This window comes from Streptomyces albus subsp. chlorinus (assembly GCF_013302895.1).
GTDB lineage: Bacteria > Actinomycetota > Actinomycetes > Streptomycetales > Streptomycetaceae > Streptomyces > Streptomyces chlorinus.
In genome coordinates, this window is the sequence record NZ_VJOK01000001.1 from 5278424 (window position 1) to 5294921 (window position 16498).

At 73.3% G+C, this 16498-nt stretch carries 17 protein-coding genes and 1 pseudogene; 9 read left to right on the forward strand and 9 right to left on the reverse strand.

The annotated features are described in order from the left end of the window. From FM076_RS34105 to mce, 3 genes and pseudogenes are all read right to left on the reverse strand, one after another. Positions 1 to 2018 (reverse strand): annotated as a pseudogene (locus FM076_RS34105) (hypothetical protein); the annotation flags it as partial. Between the two features lie 296 nt (positions 2019 to 2314). Then, a complete protein-coding gene (locus tag FM076_RS34710) occupies positions 2315 to 2449 on the reverse strand; it encodes a hypothetical protein (RefSeq protein ID WP_274598827.1) in 135 nt (44 codons plus the stop codon). A gap of 34 nt (positions 2450 to 2483) precedes the next feature. Further along, complete coding sequence (gene mce, locus FM076_RS23220; RefSeq protein ID WP_173872884.1) at positions 2484 to 2945, reverse strand: methylmalonyl-CoA epimerase; 462 nt, start codon at positions 2943 to 2945, stop codon at positions 2484 to 2486. Between the two features lie 136 nt (positions 2946 to 3081). Here mce and FM076_RS23225 point away from each other — a divergent pair, with 136 nt between their 5' ends. Both FM076_RS23225 and meaB read left to right on the forward strand, forming a co-directional pair. Further along, on the forward strand, positions 3082 to 4278 hold the full coding sequence (locus FM076_RS23225) for an acetyl-CoA C-acetyltransferase (RefSeq protein ID WP_173872885.1): 1197 nt from the start codon (positions 3082 to 3084) through the stop codon (positions 4276 to 4278). A 137-nt stretch (positions 4279 to 4415) separates the two neighbouring features. Next, positions 4416 to 5372, forward strand: a complete 957-nt coding sequence (gene meaB / locus FM076_RS23230; RefSeq protein WP_173872886.1) for a methylmalonyl Co-A mutase-associated GTPase MeaB — start codon at positions 4416 to 4418, stop codon at positions 5370 to 5372. A 110-nt stretch (positions 5373 to 5482) separates the two neighbouring features. Here meaB and FM076_RS23235 read toward each other — a convergent pair whose 3' ends face one another. Next, complete coding sequence (locus FM076_RS23235) at positions 5483 to 6187, reverse strand: PepSY domain-containing protein (RefSeq protein WP_173872887.1); 705 nt, start codon at positions 6185 to 6187, stop codon at positions 5483 to 5485. Between the two features lie 125 nt (positions 6188 to 6312). On the opposite strand from FM076_RS23235, the gene FM076_RS23240 reads away from it, so the two are divergent. Together FM076_RS23240 and FM076_RS23245 are read left to right on the forward strand one after the other, a co-directional pair. Continuing rightward, positions 6313 to 7038: a response regulator transcription factor gene (locus tag FM076_RS23240; RefSeq protein ID WP_173872888.1), complete on the forward strand. Its 726-nt coding sequence runs from the start codon at positions 6313 to 6315 to the stop codon at positions 7036 to 7038. Further along, positions 7031 to 8473: an ATP-binding protein gene (locus FM076_RS23245; RefSeq protein WP_173872889.1), complete on the forward strand. Its 1443-nt coding sequence runs from the start codon at positions 7031 to 7033 to the stop codon at positions 8471 to 8473. Before FM076_RS23240 ends, FM076_RS23245 begins: the two co-directional genes overlap by 8 nt. A 129-nt stretch (positions 8474 to 8602) precedes the next feature. Here the strand turns inward: FM076_RS23245 and FM076_RS23250 are convergent, their stop codons facing one another. The 4 genes from FM076_RS23250 to FM076_RS23265 form a co-directional block, all read right to left on the reverse strand. Continuing rightward, positions 8603 to 9079, reverse strand: a complete 477-nt coding sequence (locus FM076_RS23250) for a MarR family winged helix-turn-helix transcriptional regulator (RefSeq protein WP_173872890.1) — start codon at positions 9077 to 9079, stop codon at positions 8603 to 8605. 93 nt (positions 9080 to 9172) lie between these two features. Further along, positions 9173 to 9997, reverse strand: coding sequence for an AIM24 family protein (locus FM076_RS23255; protein ID WP_173872891.1), 825 nt, complete (start codon positions 9995 to 9997; stop codon positions 9173 to 9175). Continuing rightward, positions 9998 to 10648, reverse strand: coding sequence for an AIM24 family protein (locus FM076_RS23260; protein ID WP_173872892.1), 651 nt, complete (start codon positions 10646 to 10648; stop codon positions 9998 to 10000). It abuts the gene before it with no gap. After that, positions 10648 to 11292, reverse strand: coding sequence for an AIM24 family protein (locus tag FM076_RS23265; protein ID WP_173872893.1), 645 nt, complete (start codon positions 11290 to 11292; stop codon positions 10648 to 10650). Before FM076_RS23265 ends, FM076_RS23260 begins: the two co-directional genes overlap by 1 nt. A 93-nt stretch (positions 11293 to 11385) precedes the next feature. On the opposite strand from FM076_RS23265, the gene FM076_RS23270 reads away from it, so the two are divergent. From FM076_RS23270 to FM076_RS23290, 5 genes are all read left to right on the forward strand, one after another. After that, positions 11386 to 11802: a DUF3817 domain-containing protein gene (locus FM076_RS23270; RefSeq protein WP_173872894.1), complete on the forward strand. Its 417-nt coding sequence runs from the start codon at positions 11386 to 11388 to the stop codon at positions 11800 to 11802. Next, positions 11799 to 12095, forward strand: a complete 297-nt coding sequence (locus FM076_RS23275; protein WP_173872895.1) for an MTH1187 family thiamine-binding protein — start codon at positions 11799 to 11801, stop codon at positions 12093 to 12095. The genes FM076_RS23270 and FM076_RS23275 overlap by 4 nt, the downstream gene beginning before the upstream one ends. A 148-nt stretch (positions 12096 to 12243) precedes the next feature. Next, the gene (locus FM076_RS23280) at positions 12244 to 12753 is read left to right on the forward strand and encodes a MarR family transcriptional regulator (RefSeq protein WP_173872896.1); all 510 of its coding nucleotides are present in this window, start codon (positions 12244 to 12246) and stop codon (positions 12751 to 12753) included. A 119-nt stretch (positions 12754 to 12872) separates the two neighbouring features. Beyond that, entirely contained in the window at positions 12873 to 13211 is a 339-nt protein-coding gene (locus FM076_RS23285) for a DUF3817 domain-containing protein (RefSeq protein ID WP_173872897.1), read from the forward strand. Between the two features lie 139 nt (positions 13212 to 13350). Further along, positions 13351 to 15051 (forward strand): acyl-CoA mutase large subunit family protein, encoded by a 1701-nt coding sequence (locus FM076_RS23290; protein ID WP_173872898.1) that lies wholly within the window; start codon positions 13351 to 13353, stop codon positions 15049 to 15051. Between the two features lie 68 nt (positions 15052 to 15119). Here the strand turns inward: FM076_RS23290 and FM076_RS23295 are convergent, their stop codons facing one another. Beyond that, entirely contained in the window at positions 15120 to 16490 is a 1371-nt protein-coding gene (locus FM076_RS23295) for a HAMP domain-containing sensor histidine kinase (RefSeq protein ID WP_243275059.1), read from the reverse strand. Positions 16491 to 16498 lie beyond the last annotated feature (8 nt).

The window sequence follows — 16498 nt, forward strand, 5'->3', positions numbered from 1 at the left end:
GTGGCCCTGGCCTCCTCGCGCAGCCGCTCGGCCTCCGCCGCGGCCTCGCCGCGCAGCTGGACGGCGACCGACTCGCCCTCGGCGCGCGCCTGCGAGGCGTCCGAGGCCGCCTCGGTGCGCAGCCGCTCGGCCTCCTCCTCCGCCTGCTCACGCAGCGTCCGCACCCGCTCGGCCGTCTCGGTGCGCAGCCGCTCGGCCTCGGCACGCGCCTCGTCCCGCAGCCGTTCCGCCTCGGTACGGGCCTGCGAGAGCCCCGACTCGGCCTCGGCCAGCCTCGCCTCGGCCTCCTCGCGCAGCCGGTTCAGCTCCGCCTCGGTCTCGGCCTTCCGCTCCCGGGCGGCCTCCTCGGCCTCCTCGCGGGTCCTGCGGGCCGCCTCGTCCGCCTCGGTGCGGGTCTCCTCCGCCTGCTCCTCGGCCTGGGCGCGCAGCTCCTCGGCCTCGGTACGGGCCCGCTCCAGCGCCTCCTCGGCCTGCTTGCGCAGTGTCGTGGCGCGCTCGATGGCCTCCGTGCGCACCCGCTCGCTCTCCGTGGTGGCCTCGGTGCGCGTCTCCTCGGCGTCCGCCTTGGCCTTGGCCAGCAGCTCCTCGGCGCGGCTCGCGGCCTCCTCGATCTGCTGGACGGCGTCCCGGCGGGCCTCGCCGCGGATCTTCTCACCCTCCTCGACCGCCTCGGCGCGCAGCTGCTCGGCCTCGCCGCGCAGCCGGCGGGCCTCCTCCTGCAGCTCGACGGTCTTGGCGCGGTACTCCTTGGTGTCGTCCTTGGCGGCGCCCTTGAGCTGCTCGGCCACGTCGTGGGCCTCGGCGCGCAGCCGGTCGGCCTCCTCCTCGGCCTCCCGGCGCAGCCGCTCGGCCTCCTCGGCGGCCGACCTGGTGGTGGCCTTCGCCTCCTCCGACGCCTTGTTGAGCACGTCCTCGGCGGTGCGGGCGGCCTGCGCGAGCTGGTTCGCCGACTCCTCGGCCGTGGTGGTACGGGCCTTCTCCCGGGCCTCGGCGATCAGCCGCTCGCCCTCGGCCTTGGCGTCCTGGCGCAGCTGCTCGGCCTCGGCCCGGATGGCCTCGGCCTCCTTGGTGGCCTCGCCCACCAGCCGCGCCACCTCGGCCTTGGCGGTACGGGAGCGCTGCTCGTTCGCCGACTCGGTGTCCGCGAGCCGCCTGCCCGCCTCCTCCTCGGCCTCCTGGAGCTTCTCGGCCGCCTTCTCCCTGGCCTCGCGCAGGGCCTCCTCGGCCTCGCGCATCCGCTCCTCGGCGCGCCGCACCAGCTCCGCGGACTCCCGCCTGCTGGCCTCCGCCTCGTCGGCCGTGGACGTGCGCAGCCGCTCGGCGTGGTCGGTGGCCTCCTGGGCCTGCGTCGAGGCGGCGTTCAGCAGCCGCTCGGCGTCGGCACGGGCCCGGCGCAGGATGCTCTCGGCCTCGCTGCGGGCGTTCTCCGCCTCCGCGGCGAGCCGCTGCCGGGCCTCCTCCGTGAGCCGCTGGGCCTCGGCGCGCGCCCGGGCCAGCGCCTGCTCGGACTCCGCCCGGGTCTCCTCCATGAGCCGGCGGGCCTGCTGCTCGGTACGGGAGCGCAGCTGCTCGGCCCAGGCGACGTTCTCGTTGACGTGGGTCTCGACCGTGGCGCGGCGCTCGGCCAGCTCCTGGTCGAGCTGCTGCCTGCGGCGCACGGCCTCGGTGTGCAGCTCGGTCTCCAGACGGGCCTGCGCCTCGGCCTGCTCCTGGAGGAGCCGCTGGGTCTGGGCGCGGGCCTCGCGCAGCTCGCGCTCGGCGTCGGCCCGCATCTGGTCGGCCTGCAACTGGGCGTTGCGGAGCAACTGCTCGGCCTGCTGGGAGAGGTTGTCGTACCCCGCAGGGCGCGTGGCCAGCGCGCGGCGCGCCTCGTGCAGCTTGGCGCGCAGCACTTCGACCTGGTAGCCGAGGTCGTCGGCATGCTCGACGGCCCGCTCCCGCTCCTTCTTCAGCCGCTCCATCTCGGCCTCGAACTGCGAGAGGTGATCGTCAGCCTCGTAGCGGTCGTAGCCCCGCACTGCGCGGTCCCATCCGTCCCCTGGTAGTCGTGGAGATGATCCGAACCTTCCGTCCGGACTTGAATGACACGTCCCGACGGAAATGGTGTCAGATCGTCGGCGGAACGTGGACCGAGCCCCCAACCCGGAGACCTCGTCGGGTGGGGAGGGCCCGCCCCGGCCGAAAGGCCACTCTACCGGGCGCGGAAGCCGACGTCAGTGGTCCGTTGGTGCGGCCGGGGTTTCCCGGCCGGCCGGGCGCGCCGGGAGGCGGCCCCCGGACCGCGGCGGGGCCGCCGGAACCGCCCCGCCCGGTATCAGCGCTCCCCGTCGCCGCGCGTGGCCTGCTGGTTCCCGTGCGTCGCCTGGCCGTTGCCGGGCGCGGCGGCTGTCACCAGTTTGAGGACGCCGTGGCAGTCCTTCGGGTGCGGGCTGTGTTTTCCCGGGGGCAACCCCCGGACCCCCGGCCGGGTACCGGTGCGGGCGTCAGTGCTGGGTGTCGCCGGGTGTGGCGTGCTGGTTGTCGGGTGTTGCCGCTGTCACCAGTTCGGTGAGGACGCCGTGGCAGTCCTTCGGGTGCAGGAAGGTGATGCGGGAGTCCATGGAGCCGCGGCGGGGCTCGTCGTAGAGGACGCGGACGCCCTTGCCGCGGATGGCCTCGGCGTCGCCGTCCACGTCCGCCGTGCCGAAGGCGATGTGGTGCACCCCCTCGCCGTTCTTGGCCATCCAGGTGGCGACGGCCGAGTCCTCGCGGATGGGCTCCAGCAGCTGGAGGTAGGAGGCGCCGCCGTCGTCCGTCCCGTTGATCCGCAGCATGGCCTCGCGGACGCCCTGCTCCTGGTTGACCTCGGTGTGGAACACCTCGAAGCCGTAGGTGCGAGAGTAGAAATCGACGGTGGCTTCCAGGTCCCGGCAGGCGATTCCGATGTGGTCGATACGCGTCAGCATGAGCACCAGTGCAGCGCCCCGTATCCGGTTACGCAACGTGCGCACGGTCACACTCACCGACCGGTGACCCGGGCAGGTACCGCTCAGTATCTTGAGTGGTAACCCTCGTTAACTTCCCGCCGGAAGGGAACCCCTCATGTCTCCCACCTCCAGCACCACCTCCGTGATCGTCGCCGGTGCCCGTACCCCCATGGGGCGGCTGCTCGGCTCGCTGAAGTCGTTCTCCGGGGCGGACTTGGGCGGTTTCGCCATCAAGGCCGCGCTGGAGCGTGCCGGGATCGGCGGGGACCAGGTCGAATACGTGATCATGGGGCAGGTGCTCCAGGCCGGCGCCGGGCAGATCCCGGCCCGCCAGGCGGCGGTCAAGGCGGGCATCCCCATGAACGTCCCGGCACTGACCGTGAACAAGGTCTGCCTCTCCGGGCTCGACGCGATCGCGCTGGCCGACCAGCTCATCCGCGCGGGCGAGTTCGACGTCGTCGTCGCGGGCGGCCAGGAGTCGATGACGAACGCCCCGCACGTGCTGCCGAGGTCCCGCGAGGGTTACAAGTACGGCTCCCTGGAGGTCCTGGACTCCATGGCGCACGACGGGCTCACCGACTCCTTCGAGGGCATCGCCATGGGCGCCTCGACGGAGAAGCACAACACCCGGCTGGGCATCCCCCGCGACGTCCAGGACGAGATCGCCGCCCGCTCCCACCAGCGCGCCGCCGCGGCCCAGCGCGACGGGCTCTTCGAGGCGGAGATCACCCCGGTGGAGATCCCGCGGCGGAAGGGCGAGGCGGTGCTCTTCTCGCAGGACGAGGGCATCCGGGGCGACTCGACGGCCGAGTCGCTGGCCAAGCTGCGGCCCGCCTTCGCCAAGGACGGGACGATCACCGCCGGTTCGTCCTCGCAGATCTCCGACGGCGCGGCGGCCGTCGTGGTGATGAGCAGGGCGAAGGCGGAGGAGCTGGGCGTGTCGTGGATCGCCGAGATCGGCGCCCACGGGAACGTCGCCGGCCCCGACAACTCCCTCCAGTCGCAGCCGGCCAACGCGATCCAGCACGCCCTGAAGAAGGAGGGGCGCTCGGTCGAGGACCTCGGTCTGATCGAGATCAACGAGGCGTTCGCGGCCGTCGCCCACCAGTCGATGAAGGAGCTGGGAGTCGGACCCGAAAAGGTGAATGTGAACGGCGGCGCCATCGCGCTGGGCCACCCGATCGGGATGTCCGGGGCGCGCATCGTGCTGCACCTCGCACTGGAGCTGAGGCGGCGCGGGGGCGGGCTGGGTGCCGCCGCGCTGTGCGGCGGCGGTGGCCAGGGGGACGCGCTGATCGTCCGCGTCCCGTAACGCGCCGTCGCCCCCGTACGGGCGGTCCGGACAGCCGGAGCCCGGCCCGTACGGGGGCGCTGCCCCTCCGGGCGGGGTCCGGGGGAGGGGCCGGGGAAGGCCCTGGTCACAGCCATACCGAAGGGAGCCGTAGGACCATGGTCGATGTCGCAGCGCTGGTGGCGGCGGCCCGCGAGGGGGCGCCGCGGGCCGTGGCGCGGCTGATCTCCCTCGTCGAGGGAGCCTCGCCGCAGCTCCGCGAGGTGATGGCCGCCCTCGCCCCCCGGTGCGGCAACGCGTACGTGGTCGGTCTGACCGGTTCGCCGGGGGTGGGCAAGTCCACGACGACCTCCGCGCTGGTCACCGCGTTCCGCGCGCGGGGCAGCCGGGTGGGGGTGCTGGCCGTGGACCCGTCCTCGCCGTTCTCCGGCGGGGCGCTGCTGGGGGACCGGGTGCGGATGGGCGAGCACGCCTCCGATCCGGGTGTCTACATCCGTTCGATGGCCACCCGCGGCCACCTGGGGGGTCTGGCGTGGGCCGCGCCGCAGGCGATCCGGGTGCTGGACGCGGCGGGCTGCGACGTGGTCCTCGTCGAGACCGTCGGGGTGGGCCAGTCGGAGGTGGAGATCGCCGCGCAGGCGGACACCAGCGTGGTGCTGCTGGCGCCCGGCATGGGCGACGGCATCCAGGCGGCGAAGGCCGGGATCCTGGAGATCGGCGACGTGTACGTGGTCAACAAGGCGGACCGGGACGGCGCCGACGCCACCGTCCGGGAGCTGAACCATATGCTCGGCCTGGGGGAGGCCCGCGAGCCGGGTGACTGGCGTCCGCCCGTGGTCAAGACGGTGGCCGCCCGCGGGGAGGGCGTGGACGAGATGGTCGCCGCGCTGGACAAGCACCGCGACTGGATGGCGGAGCGCGGGGTGCTCGCCGAGCGGCGCGCGGCCCGCGCCGCGCGCGAGATCGAGAACATCGCGGTCACCGCGCTGCGCGCGCGCATGGGCGAGCTGCGGGGCCGCAAGCGGCTGGACGCGCTCGCCGAGCGCGTGGTCAGCGGCTCGCTGGACCCCTACGCCGCCGCCGACGAACTGGTCGCGGGCGTCACCGAAGGGTGACGCCCGCGACCGGGTGGCGCCCTGGGCGGGGCGGACGGTCCCGGCGTGGCGGTCCGGCAGGGGAGTCCGGGCCGGGGACGCGCGGGACGCGCCCGGGGCGGCCGGGGCGGTCAGTCGTCGTCGCCCCGCTCGGTCTCGTGGTGCAGGACCTTGCCGGAGGTGCCGTCGAGGACCAGCTCGTGCTGGTCGCCCTTCTTGTCCACCGTGTCGGCCTCCCACCGGCCCTTGTCGCGGCCGTCGTCGTCGAGGCTGACGGAGGTGACGGTGCCCTTGCTCGCCGCCGCGGCCTTCTTGCCCGCCGCGGCGGCGTCCAGCCCGGCGCCGCGGACGACGGAGCGGTTCTCGTCCTTGTGGGCGTCCACCCGGTTCTTGACGACGTGGCCCTTGGCGGCGTCGAGTGTCACGTCGTGCCACTTGCCGTCCTTGCCGAGGACGTCGGCCTCCCACACCAGCTGGTCGCGGTCGGTGTCCAGCTCCAGCTCGGAGATGGTGCCGGGGACCTCCTTGAGCACGGCCTGGGCCGCCTGGGCGAAGGAGACGCCGGAGGCGCCGGTCTCCTCCGCGCGGTCGGCGCGGCCACCGTCGCGGCCGTCGTCGTCCCGGCCGTCGTGGTCGGCGTGGTCGTCCCGGTCGTCGCGGTCGTCGTCGTGCCCGTCGGCGTGGTCGTCGTCGTGGTCCACCGGGCGGACGTTCGAGGACGACGCGGCGGCCGGCTTGTGGTCGCCGCCGCCGCCCGCGACCCCGAACGCGGTCGCCGTACCCCCTCCGACCAGGGCCGCGGCGGTGACGGTGGCGATGATGACCTTGCGCTTCATGGCGTTCGACTCCTCGGTTCGTTCGCTGTTCCCGCTTTCGATGACTCCACGGTGGCCGACCGTCGCTGAACGTAAGCTGAAGCTACCTGAAGCCCTCTTCAGCCGCGATTTGGCAGGGTGGGCGCATGCGCCTGCTGATCGTGGAGGACGAGCGCCGGCTGGCCCGGTCACTCGCCAGGGGCCTGATGGCCGAGGGGTTCGCCGTGGACGTCGTGCACGACGGCACCGAGGGCCTGCACCGGGCCGTCGAGAACGAGTACGACCTGATCGTCCTCGACATCATGCTGCCGGGCATGAACGGCTACCGCGTCTGCGGGGCGCTGCGCGCCGCGGGCGACGAGACGCCGGTACTGATGCTGACGGCCAAGGACGGCGAGTACGACGAGGCCGAGGGGCTGGACACCGGCGCGGACGACTACCTCACCAAGCCGTTCTCCTACGTGGTGCTGCTGGCCCGCGTGCGGGCGCTGCTGCGCCGGCGGACGCGCGGTGCCAAGGCGGCGCTGCGGATCGGTGAGCTGACCGTCGACCCGGCGGCGCAGCGCGTGGCGGTGGGCGACCGCGAGGTGGAGCTGACGGCCAAGGAGTTCGCCGTCCTGGAGTATCTGGCCGTGCGTGCCGGGGAGGTCGTCTCCAAGGCGGAAGTCCTCGAACACGTCTGGGACTTCGCCTACGAGGGTGACGTCAACATCGTCGAGGTGTACGTGAGCGCCCTGCGCCGGAAGCTGGGCGCCGGCTGGATCGCCACGATACGCGGCGCCGGCTACCGGCTCCAGGGCGGCGCGGGCGGGCCGGGCGGCGCAGGGCCGGCGGGCCGCACGGGCGGGGCGGGCGGCGGACGCCGTGCGTAGGGCGTCCGTCCGGGTACGCGCGGCGCTCGGCGCCACCCTCGTGGTGGCGCTCGCGCTGGTGGCCGCCGGGTTCTTCGTCGTCTCCACGCTCCGCGGCGGGCTGGCCGACTCCGCCCGCCTCAACGCGGAGAACACCGCGCGCGGCACCGCCGCCCAGGCCGGCGACGCCACCCGGGGCCGCCTGGCGGACCTGGACGGCCTCGATTCCGACGACCCCGTCCAGATCGTCGACGCGTACGGCAAGGTGCTGGGTGCCAGCGATCCCCTCAAGGGGCGCGGTCCGGTCGCCGGCTTCGCCCGCGTGGACAAGCCCGACGACGACAACGGCGCGGACGGGGACGCGGAGGAGGAGGCGGACGAGGTGGACTCCGACAGCGAGACGGAGACCCTCACCTTCCCCGTGGACGACGACGGCGAGGTCACCTACGACAAGGACGACATCGTCGGCACCCAGGAGTTCAGCGTCGCCGCCGTGCAGGGCCGCACCCGCGACGGCACCCCCGTCACGGTGTACGCGGGTGCCTCGCTCGGCGCCCAGCAGGAGGCGGTCTCCACCGTCACCCGCTCGATGCTCTTCGGGCTGCCGGCGCTGCTGCTGGTGGTCGGGGGCGTCACCTGGCTGGTCACCCGGCGCGCGCTGCGGCCCGTGGAGGGCATCCGGCGGGAGATGAGCGCCATCACCGCCAGCACCGACCTGTCGCGGCGCGTGCCCGAACCGGACGCGCGGGACGAGGTCGCACGGCTGGCCAGGACCACGAACCAGACCCTCGCGGCGCTGGAGGCGTCCGTGGAGCGGCAGCGGCGGTTCGTCGCCGACGCCTCCCACGAACTGCGCAGCCCCATCGCCTCCCTGCGCACCCAGCTGGAGGTCGCCGCGGCCCATCCCGAACTGCTCGACCTGGACGGCGCGGTGGAGGACACCGTACGGCTCCAGGCGCTCGCCGCCGATCTGCTGCTGCTCGCCCGGCTCGACGCGGGGGAGCGGCCCGCCGAGGGGCGGGTCTCCCTCGCGGCGCTGGTGCGCGAACACGTGGGACAGCGCCTGGGCGACCCGCACCCCGTGCGGACCGGCCCCCTCGACGAGGGCGAGGTGCGCGGCTCCCCGGGGCAGTTGGAGCGCGTGCTGGCCAACCTGCTGGACAACGCCCAGCGGCACGCCGCCGGTGAGGTCTCGGTGAGCGTCGGCCGGGAGGACGGCACGCTCGCCCTCGCCGTGTGCGACGACGGGGCGGGGGTGCCCGAGGCGGAGCGGGAGCGGATCTTCGAGCGGTTCGTCCGGCTGGACGACGCCCGCTCCCGCGACGAGGGCGGGGCCGGGCTGGGACTCGCCATCGCCCGCGACGTGGCGGAGCGCCACGGGGGCACGCTGCGGGTGGACGCCGCTCCCCGGGGAGGGGCCCGCTTCGTACTGCGGCTGCCGGTCGCCGGCGGCTGAGCCGGTACGGGCCCTCCCCGGCGGGGTCTGCCGCCGGCCCGCTCCCTCCTCGGCGGGGTCTGCCACCGGCCCGCTCCCTCACCGGCGGGGTCTGCCATGGGCCCGCTCCCCCCCGGCGGGCGGCCCCTCTCACACCCGGCCGCGCTCGGCCCTCAGCTTCTCGGCGACCGGGCGCAGGGTGCGCTCCAGGTGGGCGAGGTCGCCGGACGTCATGCCGTCGATGAAGTGGCGCCGCACGGAGGCGACATGGTGCGGTGCCACGCCGCGCATGGTGTCCCAGCCGTGCTCGGTGAGGACGGCGAACAGGCCGCGCTTGTCCGACTCGCATGATTCGCGGCGCACCAGCCCGGCCTTCTCCATCCGGGTGATCTGGTGGGAGAGCCGGCTCTTGGACTGGAGCGTGGCGGAGGCGAGGTCGGTCATCCGCATGCGGTGCTCCTCGGACTCGGACAGGTTCACGAGGATCTCGTAGTCGTTGAGCGTGAGTCCGAACGGCTGCAGGTCGCGCTCGAGCTGGTAGCTGAGCAGCTTGCTGACGTCCAGGTGGGTGCGCCAGGCGCGCTGCTCGTCCTCGGTGAGCCAACGGGTGCCGTCGTCGGTGTCCATGCTGTGAGACTTTACCGAGAGTCGCACACACGTGCTTACGCGGTGTGGCGTCAAGATGTCGCAGAGTCGTCGTTTCCGCCCCCGCGCCCCGTCTCAGAGGCCGAATCGCCGCTGGATGTTTCCCAGCTGGCCGGGCAGCTGGGGCACCTGCGGGCTGCCGCGTCCGCCCTGGGTTCCCTGGTCGCCGGGCGTGCCGGGGCCGCCGCCGGGCACCCCCGCCTGCTGCGGCACCTCTCCGGTGGCGCGCTCGTCCATGAGGACCTCGGACGACTGGATGAGCACGGTTCCCGCACCGACGAACTCGAACTGGTGCTCCTCGCCGGAGGCCCCGCCCAGCCCCGTCAGGGCGCGGACGCCGCCCATGACGCCCTGGAGGTAGGCGTGGTCGTAGTGGTGGCACGGCGAGGGGCAGTCCGCCCAGCCCACCAGCGCCTGCGGGTCCACCCGCACCGGCGGCTCCACGAAGTGCACCTCGCCGTTGGAGGCGGCCACGAACGTGCCCGTCCCGATCAGGGTGAGGAAGCCGGGCACGATCGACTGCTTGAGGGAGAGCGCCGGGTCGAAGGCGAGCAGATTGCCGGCCCGGACGGTCAGATTGCCGTCCTGGAGGTCGTAGGAGTTGACGTGGAAGGCCCGGTCGGCCAGCAGCAGCTTGCCGCGGCCCTCGGCGACGACCCAGTCCGCGGCGTGCAGCGGCGAGTGGAAGCTGGAGGCGATCAGCCGGTCGAGCCGGCCGTGGCCGATGCCGTGGAAGTCGATCTGCCCGTAGTAGGCGATCATCTTCCCCTTCTGGAGGAACCAGCGGCCGTCCAGGGCGACGCAGAAGGCATACGGGTTGACGTTGTCGCCGGCGGGGAGCGTGGCCGCGTCGAAGACCTGGTAGCCCTCCGGCACGGGCCCTCCCGGTGGGTGCGACATCTACAGCTTCTCCTCACTCGCCTGGACGAACACGGCGCCGCTGCCGGACAGTTCGAGCTGGAACGCCTCGCCCGAGCCGCGCCCGACCATGTCGCGCCAGCCCAGGGCGGAGGACAGCTTGTTGCGGACGTCGCCGAAGTGGGCGACGTACGCCTGCGGGTCCACGTGCACGGGGCGGCCCGGGGTCAGCGGGAGCCGCACGATGCCGCCGTGCGCCATTACGGCGACCGAGCCCCGTCCGGTCAGTGTGGTGGTGAACAGTCCCTGGCCCGAGACCTGACCGCGCACCATGCCCATGACCCCGCCGTCCCGGCCGAGGAAGAGGGTGCCCTGCTGGAGGGTGCCGTCGAAGGCGAGAAGGCGGTCGGCCTCGACGCACAGGGTGTTCCCGTCGAGGTTGATCACCTCCACGTGGTGGCCGCCGTGCCCGAACAGCACGGTGCCGCTGCCTTCGACGGTCATCAGCGGCGCGGCCTCGCCCGCCACCCGCCGGCCGATCATGGACATCACGCCGCCCTGGCCGCCCTGGATGCTGGGCGTGAACGTCACCTCGCCCTTGTAGCCGATCATGGCGCCGCGCTGGCTGAACAGGCGTCGGCCGGGCACCACGTGGGCCTCGACCAGCTTGCTGGAGATCTCCCGGAACGGCACTACAGCTCCCCTCCCAGCGTGTTGCGCTCGCTCGGCTGGACGTACACCAGGCCCTCGCCCTCGAAGCGGACCTGGAACGCCTCGCCCGAGCCCTCACCGATCAGCGTGCGGAAGTTCACACCCGACTGGAAGCTCTGCCGCAGGTCGCCCTGGTGCGCGACGTAAGCGCCCGGGTCCACCTGGAGCGGGGTGCCGGGGGTGACGCGCAGCAGCACCGCGGGCCCGTCGGTGAGGAGGGCGGCCCATCCGGCGCCCTCCACGGTGGTGGTGAACAGGCCGTTGCCCTGGGAGGCGCCGCGCAGGCCGGTGAAGGAGGTGCCGGTGCGCAGACCGCTGTGGGTGCACAGCAGGTTGCTCGCCTCGACGTGCAGCCTCTCCCCGCCGAGCCGGACGAGGCTGATGTCGCTCGCCCGGTCCGCGAAGTAGCAGGTGCCCTGGCCGGTCACCTCCATCACGGCCAGCTGCTCGCCGGTCAGCCGGCGCGTGACCATGCCGCGGAGGCCCTCGCCGCCGCCGCTCAGCTTCTTGAACCTCATCTCGCCGTCGTAGGCGACCATCGAGCCGTTCTTCGCCTTGACCGCGTCGCCGCCCCCGCTGAGCGTGACGGCCAGCACCTTGGTGCCCTGGAGTCGGAACTCAGCCACGTACCGAACCTACCCTGCGGCCCGTGATCACCTACAGAGCTGCCACAATGGGCACGCTTGTGCTTCCCTTCACAAACGAGGTGAGGACCCGCCGTGGCCATACTGGAAACTCCCAACGGACTGCCGCCCAAGGCGGTGTCGGCCGTCCGCCGCCTCCGACTCACCTCCGTGCCGGAGGGCGTCTCCTTCCTTCTGCTGCTGGTCTGTTCCGTGCTCAAGCGGACCACGGACTTCAACGCCGTGCCGGTCATGGGCGCCGTCCACGGCATCCTCTTCATCTTCTATGTGATCTTCTGGGCCGACGCCTGGAACCGCATCAAGTGGCCGTTCGGCCGCGCCGCCCTCTACTTCGTCCTCTCCGTCCTGCCGACCGGCGGCTTCTTCGCGGACAAGATGCTGCGCGAGGAGGAGAAGGCGGGCATCATCGCGGCCCGCGCCCGCAAGGAGCAGGCGGGCACGGTGGGCACCGGCCAGAGCACCGGCACCACCGGGAAGGCCGTCGGCTCGTGATCGTCGCCTTCTCCGTCACCCCGCTCGGGGTCGGCGAGGACGTGGGGGAGTACGTCGCCGAGGCGGTACGGGTGGTCCGCGAGTCCGGTCTGCCGCACCGCACCGACGCCATGTTCACCTCGCTGGAAGGCGAGTGGGAGGAGTGCATGGACGTCGTCCGGCGCGCCGTCGTCGCTCTCGAGGCGCGGGCCCCGCGCGTCTCGCTCGTCCTGAAGGCCGACATCCGCCCCGGCGTCACCGACGGCCTCACCGCCAAGGTCGCCACCGTGGACCGCTACCTGGCGGACGACTGAACCACCCGGCGGGCCGCGCCGGTCCCCTCCGGCCCGCCCGGAACCACCGCCGCCCCGCGGGCGGCGGTGGCGGGCGCCCGCGTGACAGGGGCCGCCCGTACCGTGAGACGGCTTCGGCCGGTGCCGGACCGGCCGGTAGGGTCGGAGCGTGCCGAAGCCGCTCAGTCTGTCGTTCGACCCGATCGCCCGTGCCGATGAGCACTGGAAGCAGCGATGGGGATCGGTGCCGTCCATGGCCGCGATCACGTCGATCATGCGCGCCCAGCAGATCCTGCTCTCCGAGGTCGACGCGGTGGTCAAGCCGTACGGGCTGACCTTCGCGCGCTACGAGGCGCTGGTGCTGCTCACCTTCTCGCAGAAGGGCGAGCTGCCCATGTCGAAGATCGGGGAGCGGCTGATGGTGCACCCCACCTCGGTGACCAACACGGTGGACCGCCTCCAGGCCGCGGGGTTCGTGGAGAAGCGTCCCAACCCCAACGACGGCCGCGGCACCCTGGCCGCGATCACCGACAAGGGCCGCGAGGTCTGTGAGGCGGCCTCCGCCGACCTGATGGCCATGGACTTCGGCCTCGGCGCCTACGACGCCGAGCAGCTGGACGAGATCTTCTCCCTGCTGCGTCCCCTGCGGGTGGCCGCGGGCGACTTCGCCGAGGGGTAGGCGAGGGGCGGCCGAGGAGCAGGGGCGCCGGCCGGGCCGCCGCGGGACTCGGGGAGCGTTTGGAGCGTGGGGTGGGGGCCCGGGAAGATCGCCCCGAGGTGACGGTTACGCTCGATTCCATGAAACGAAGCGTGCTGACCCGCTACCGCGTCATGGCGTATGTCACCGCCGTGCTCCTCGTGCTGCTGACCCTGGGCGTGATCGGCAAGTACCTGCTGGGCATGGACGGCGCTGCGGGCTTCACCAGCGTGGTCGGTATCGCGCACGGCTGGCTCTACATCCTGTATCTGGTCTTCGCCTTCGACCTGGGGCAGAAGGCCAAGTGGCCGCTCGGCAAGCAGCTGTGGGTGCTGCTGGCGGGTACGGTCCCCACCGCCGCCTTCTTCGTGGAGCGCAAGGTCACCCGCGAGGTCGAGCCGCTGGTCAAGGACGCGGGCGCCGCCCCCGTCGGCGCCTGAGCCGTCGGCCTCCCCCTCTTCCGCCGGCCGCCCGGGGCTCCTCCCGTCCCGCCGTCCGCTCACCCTTTCGGTTCCGGTGAGGTCACGGACGGCGGTTCGCCATCGACTTTTACTTGGACGTCCTAGTAAATTCGGTGGTATGGATGCTGACGCCATCGCACAGGGCCGCCGCCGCTGGCAGGAGCGCTACGACTCCGCACGCAAGCGGGACGCGGACTTCACCACGCTCAGCGGTGATCCCGTCGAGCCGGTCTACGGGCCCCGGGAGGGGGACTCCGTCGCGGGGTTCGAGCGCATCGGGTGGCCGGGCGAGTTCCCCTTCACCCGGGGGCTCCACCCCACCGGATACCGGGGCAGGACCTGGACCATCCGCCAGTTCGCCGGGTTCGGCAACGCCGAGCAGACGAACGAGCGGTACAAGATGATCCTCAAGGCGGGCGGCGGCGGCCTCTCCGTCGCCTTCGACATGCCGACCCTCATGGGGCGCGACTCCGACGACCCCCGCTCGCTCGGCGAGGTCGGCCACTGCGGCGTCGCCATCGACTCCGCCGCCGACATGGAGATCCTCTTCCGGGACATCCCGCTCGGCGACGTCACCACCTCGATGACGATCTCCGGGCCCGCCGTCCCGATCTTCTGCATGTACCTGGTCGCCGCCGAACGGCAGGGCGTGGACCCGGCCGTCCTCAACGGCACGCTCCAGACCGACATCTTCAAGGAGTACATCGCCCAGAAGGAGTGGCTCTTCCAGCCCGAGCCCCATCTGCGGCTCATCGGCGATCTGATGGAGCACTGCGCGCACGGCATCCCCGCCTACAAGCCGCTCTCCGTCTCCGGCTACCACATCCGGGAGGCGGGCGCGACGGCCGCGCAGGAGCTGGCCTACACGCTGGCCGACGGCTTCGGCTACGTCGAACTGGGACTCTCCCGCGGCCTGGACGTCAACCGCTTCGCCCCCGGCCTCTCCTTCTTCTTCGACGCCCACCTCGACTTCTTCGAGGAGATCGCCAAGTTCCGCGCGGCCCGCCGCATCTGGGCCCGCTGGATGCGGGACGTGTACGGGGCGACCAGCCAGAAGGCGCAGTGGCTGCGCTTCCACACCCAGACCGCCGGTGTCTCGCTCACCGCGCAGCAGCCCTACAACAACGTCGTCCGCACCGCCATAGAGGCGCTCTCCGCCGTCCTCGGCGGCACCAACTCGCTGCACACCAACGCCCTCGACGAGACGCTGGCGCTCCCCAGCGAGCAGGCCGCGGAGATCGCGCTGCGCACCCAGCAGGTCCTGATGGAGGAGACCGGCGTCACCAACGTCGCCGACCCCCTGGGCGGTTCCTGGTACGTGGAGGCGCTCACCGACCGGATCGAGGCCGACGCGGAGAAGATCTTCGAGCAGATCCGCGAGCGCGGCCGCCGCGCCGTGCCCGACGGGCAGTACCCCATCGGCCCGATGACCTCCGGCATCCTGCGCGGTATCGAGGACGGCTGGTTCACCGGCGAGATCGCCGAGTCCGCCTTCCGGTACCAGCAGGCGCTGGAGAAGAACGACAAGAAGGTCGTCGGCGTCAACTGCCACACCGGGTCGGTCACCGGAGACCTGGAGATCCTGCGGGTCAGCCACGAGGTGGAGCGCGAGCAGGTGCGGGCCCTGGCCGCCCGGCGCGCCGAGCGGGACGAGGAGGCCGTACGCGGCGCGCTGGCCGCGCTGGTGGAGGCCGCGCGCGGCACCGGCAACATGATCGAGCCCATGCTGGAGGCCGTACGAAAGGAGGCCACGCTGGGGGAGATCTGCGGGGTGCTCCGCGACGAGTGGGGCGTCTACACGGAGCCGCCCGTCTTCTGACGGCGGGCGGGGGCGGCGGACATCCCGCGGCCCCCGGCCCGCCGTCCCGGACGGTGGAGGGCGGGGGCTCAGCGCTCCCAGCGCAGCCGGAAGAGGGCGCCGCCGCCCTCCGGCCGTTCCGCCGTGAGGCGGGCGGAGTGGGCCCGGGCGATCTGCTGGGCCATGGCGAGCCCGAGCCCGGAGCCGGGCAGCGACCGGGCGCTCTCCGCGCGGTAGAACCGGTCGAAGACGTACGGCAGGTCCTCCGGCGCGGGCCCGGGCCCGTTGTCGCGCACCGTGACCTCCAGGCCGCCGTCCCCCGCCTCGCCCGCCCTCACCCCCACCTCGACCGTCCCGGCGCCGAACTTGGCGGCGTTGTCCAGCAGGTTGGACAGCAGCCGGGCGAGCCGCGCGGGCACCCCGGAGACGGTGCGGTCCTCCGCGGCCCGGTCCACGCCGAGACGGAAGTCGGTGCCGGGCCAGTGGTCGCGGGCCGCCGCGACGGCGTGCCGCACCAGCGGCGCCACCGCCACCTGTTCGAGGAGGGGCTGCGGCTCCTCGTCGCGGGCGAGTTCGATCAGATCGTTGACCAGGCCGGTCACCTGGCGCAGTTGCCGCCCCAGCGCGGCCGAGGCGCGGGCGCGCTGGGCGGGCGTCAGCCGGTCGGCGCGGGCCAGGAGTTCGGTGTTGGTGCGCAGCGCGGTCAGCGGGGTGCGCAGCTCGTGGGAGGCGTCGGCGACCAGCCGCCGCTGGGCGGCCACGGACTGTTCGAGGGCGTCCAGCATGGTGTTGAAGGCGGTGGCCAGACGGGTGAGTTCGTCGTCGCGGGCGGCCCGGTGGCCGCCGCCGGGGGCGAGGTCGATGCGGTGGCCCGGATCGCGGGTGCGGGTGATGCGCTCGGCGGTGGCGGTGAGCCGCGCGACGGGCGCCAGACCGGTACGGGACACCCCGCGGCCGAGCCCGGCCGCGACCAGCACCCCGACACCGCCGACCGCGGCCAGCAGCAGCGCCGCCTGCCGCACCCCCTGCCGTACCGTGTCGGACCGCAGCGCGACCTGGAGGGCGCGGCCGTCGCCGAGCGGGGTGGTGAGCATCCGGGCCGGGTAGCCGTGGACGGTCACCGCGCTGTAGTACCGCGCGTGGCGGCCGGCCGCCACGGCGCGGGTGGTGGCGTCCACCGGCAGCGGGTAGCGGGCACGGCCGCCGCGCGGGTCGTCGGCGGCGCGGGCCGGCACGAGCTGGGCGCAGGCGGGCGCGGCGAGGTAGCGGCAGTCCGCGGCCAGGACACCCGCACCGGGCTCCTGGCGGGCCTGCTGGGCGGCGCGGCCGGCCGACTGGGTGAGGTTCAGCTCCAGCTGGTGGACCAGCGCGTAGCGCAGGACGACGAACGCCGCCGCGCACACCCCGACGACGACGAGCGCGACGGCGGCGGTGGCGGCCAGCGCCAGCCGCGTCCGCAACGGCCACT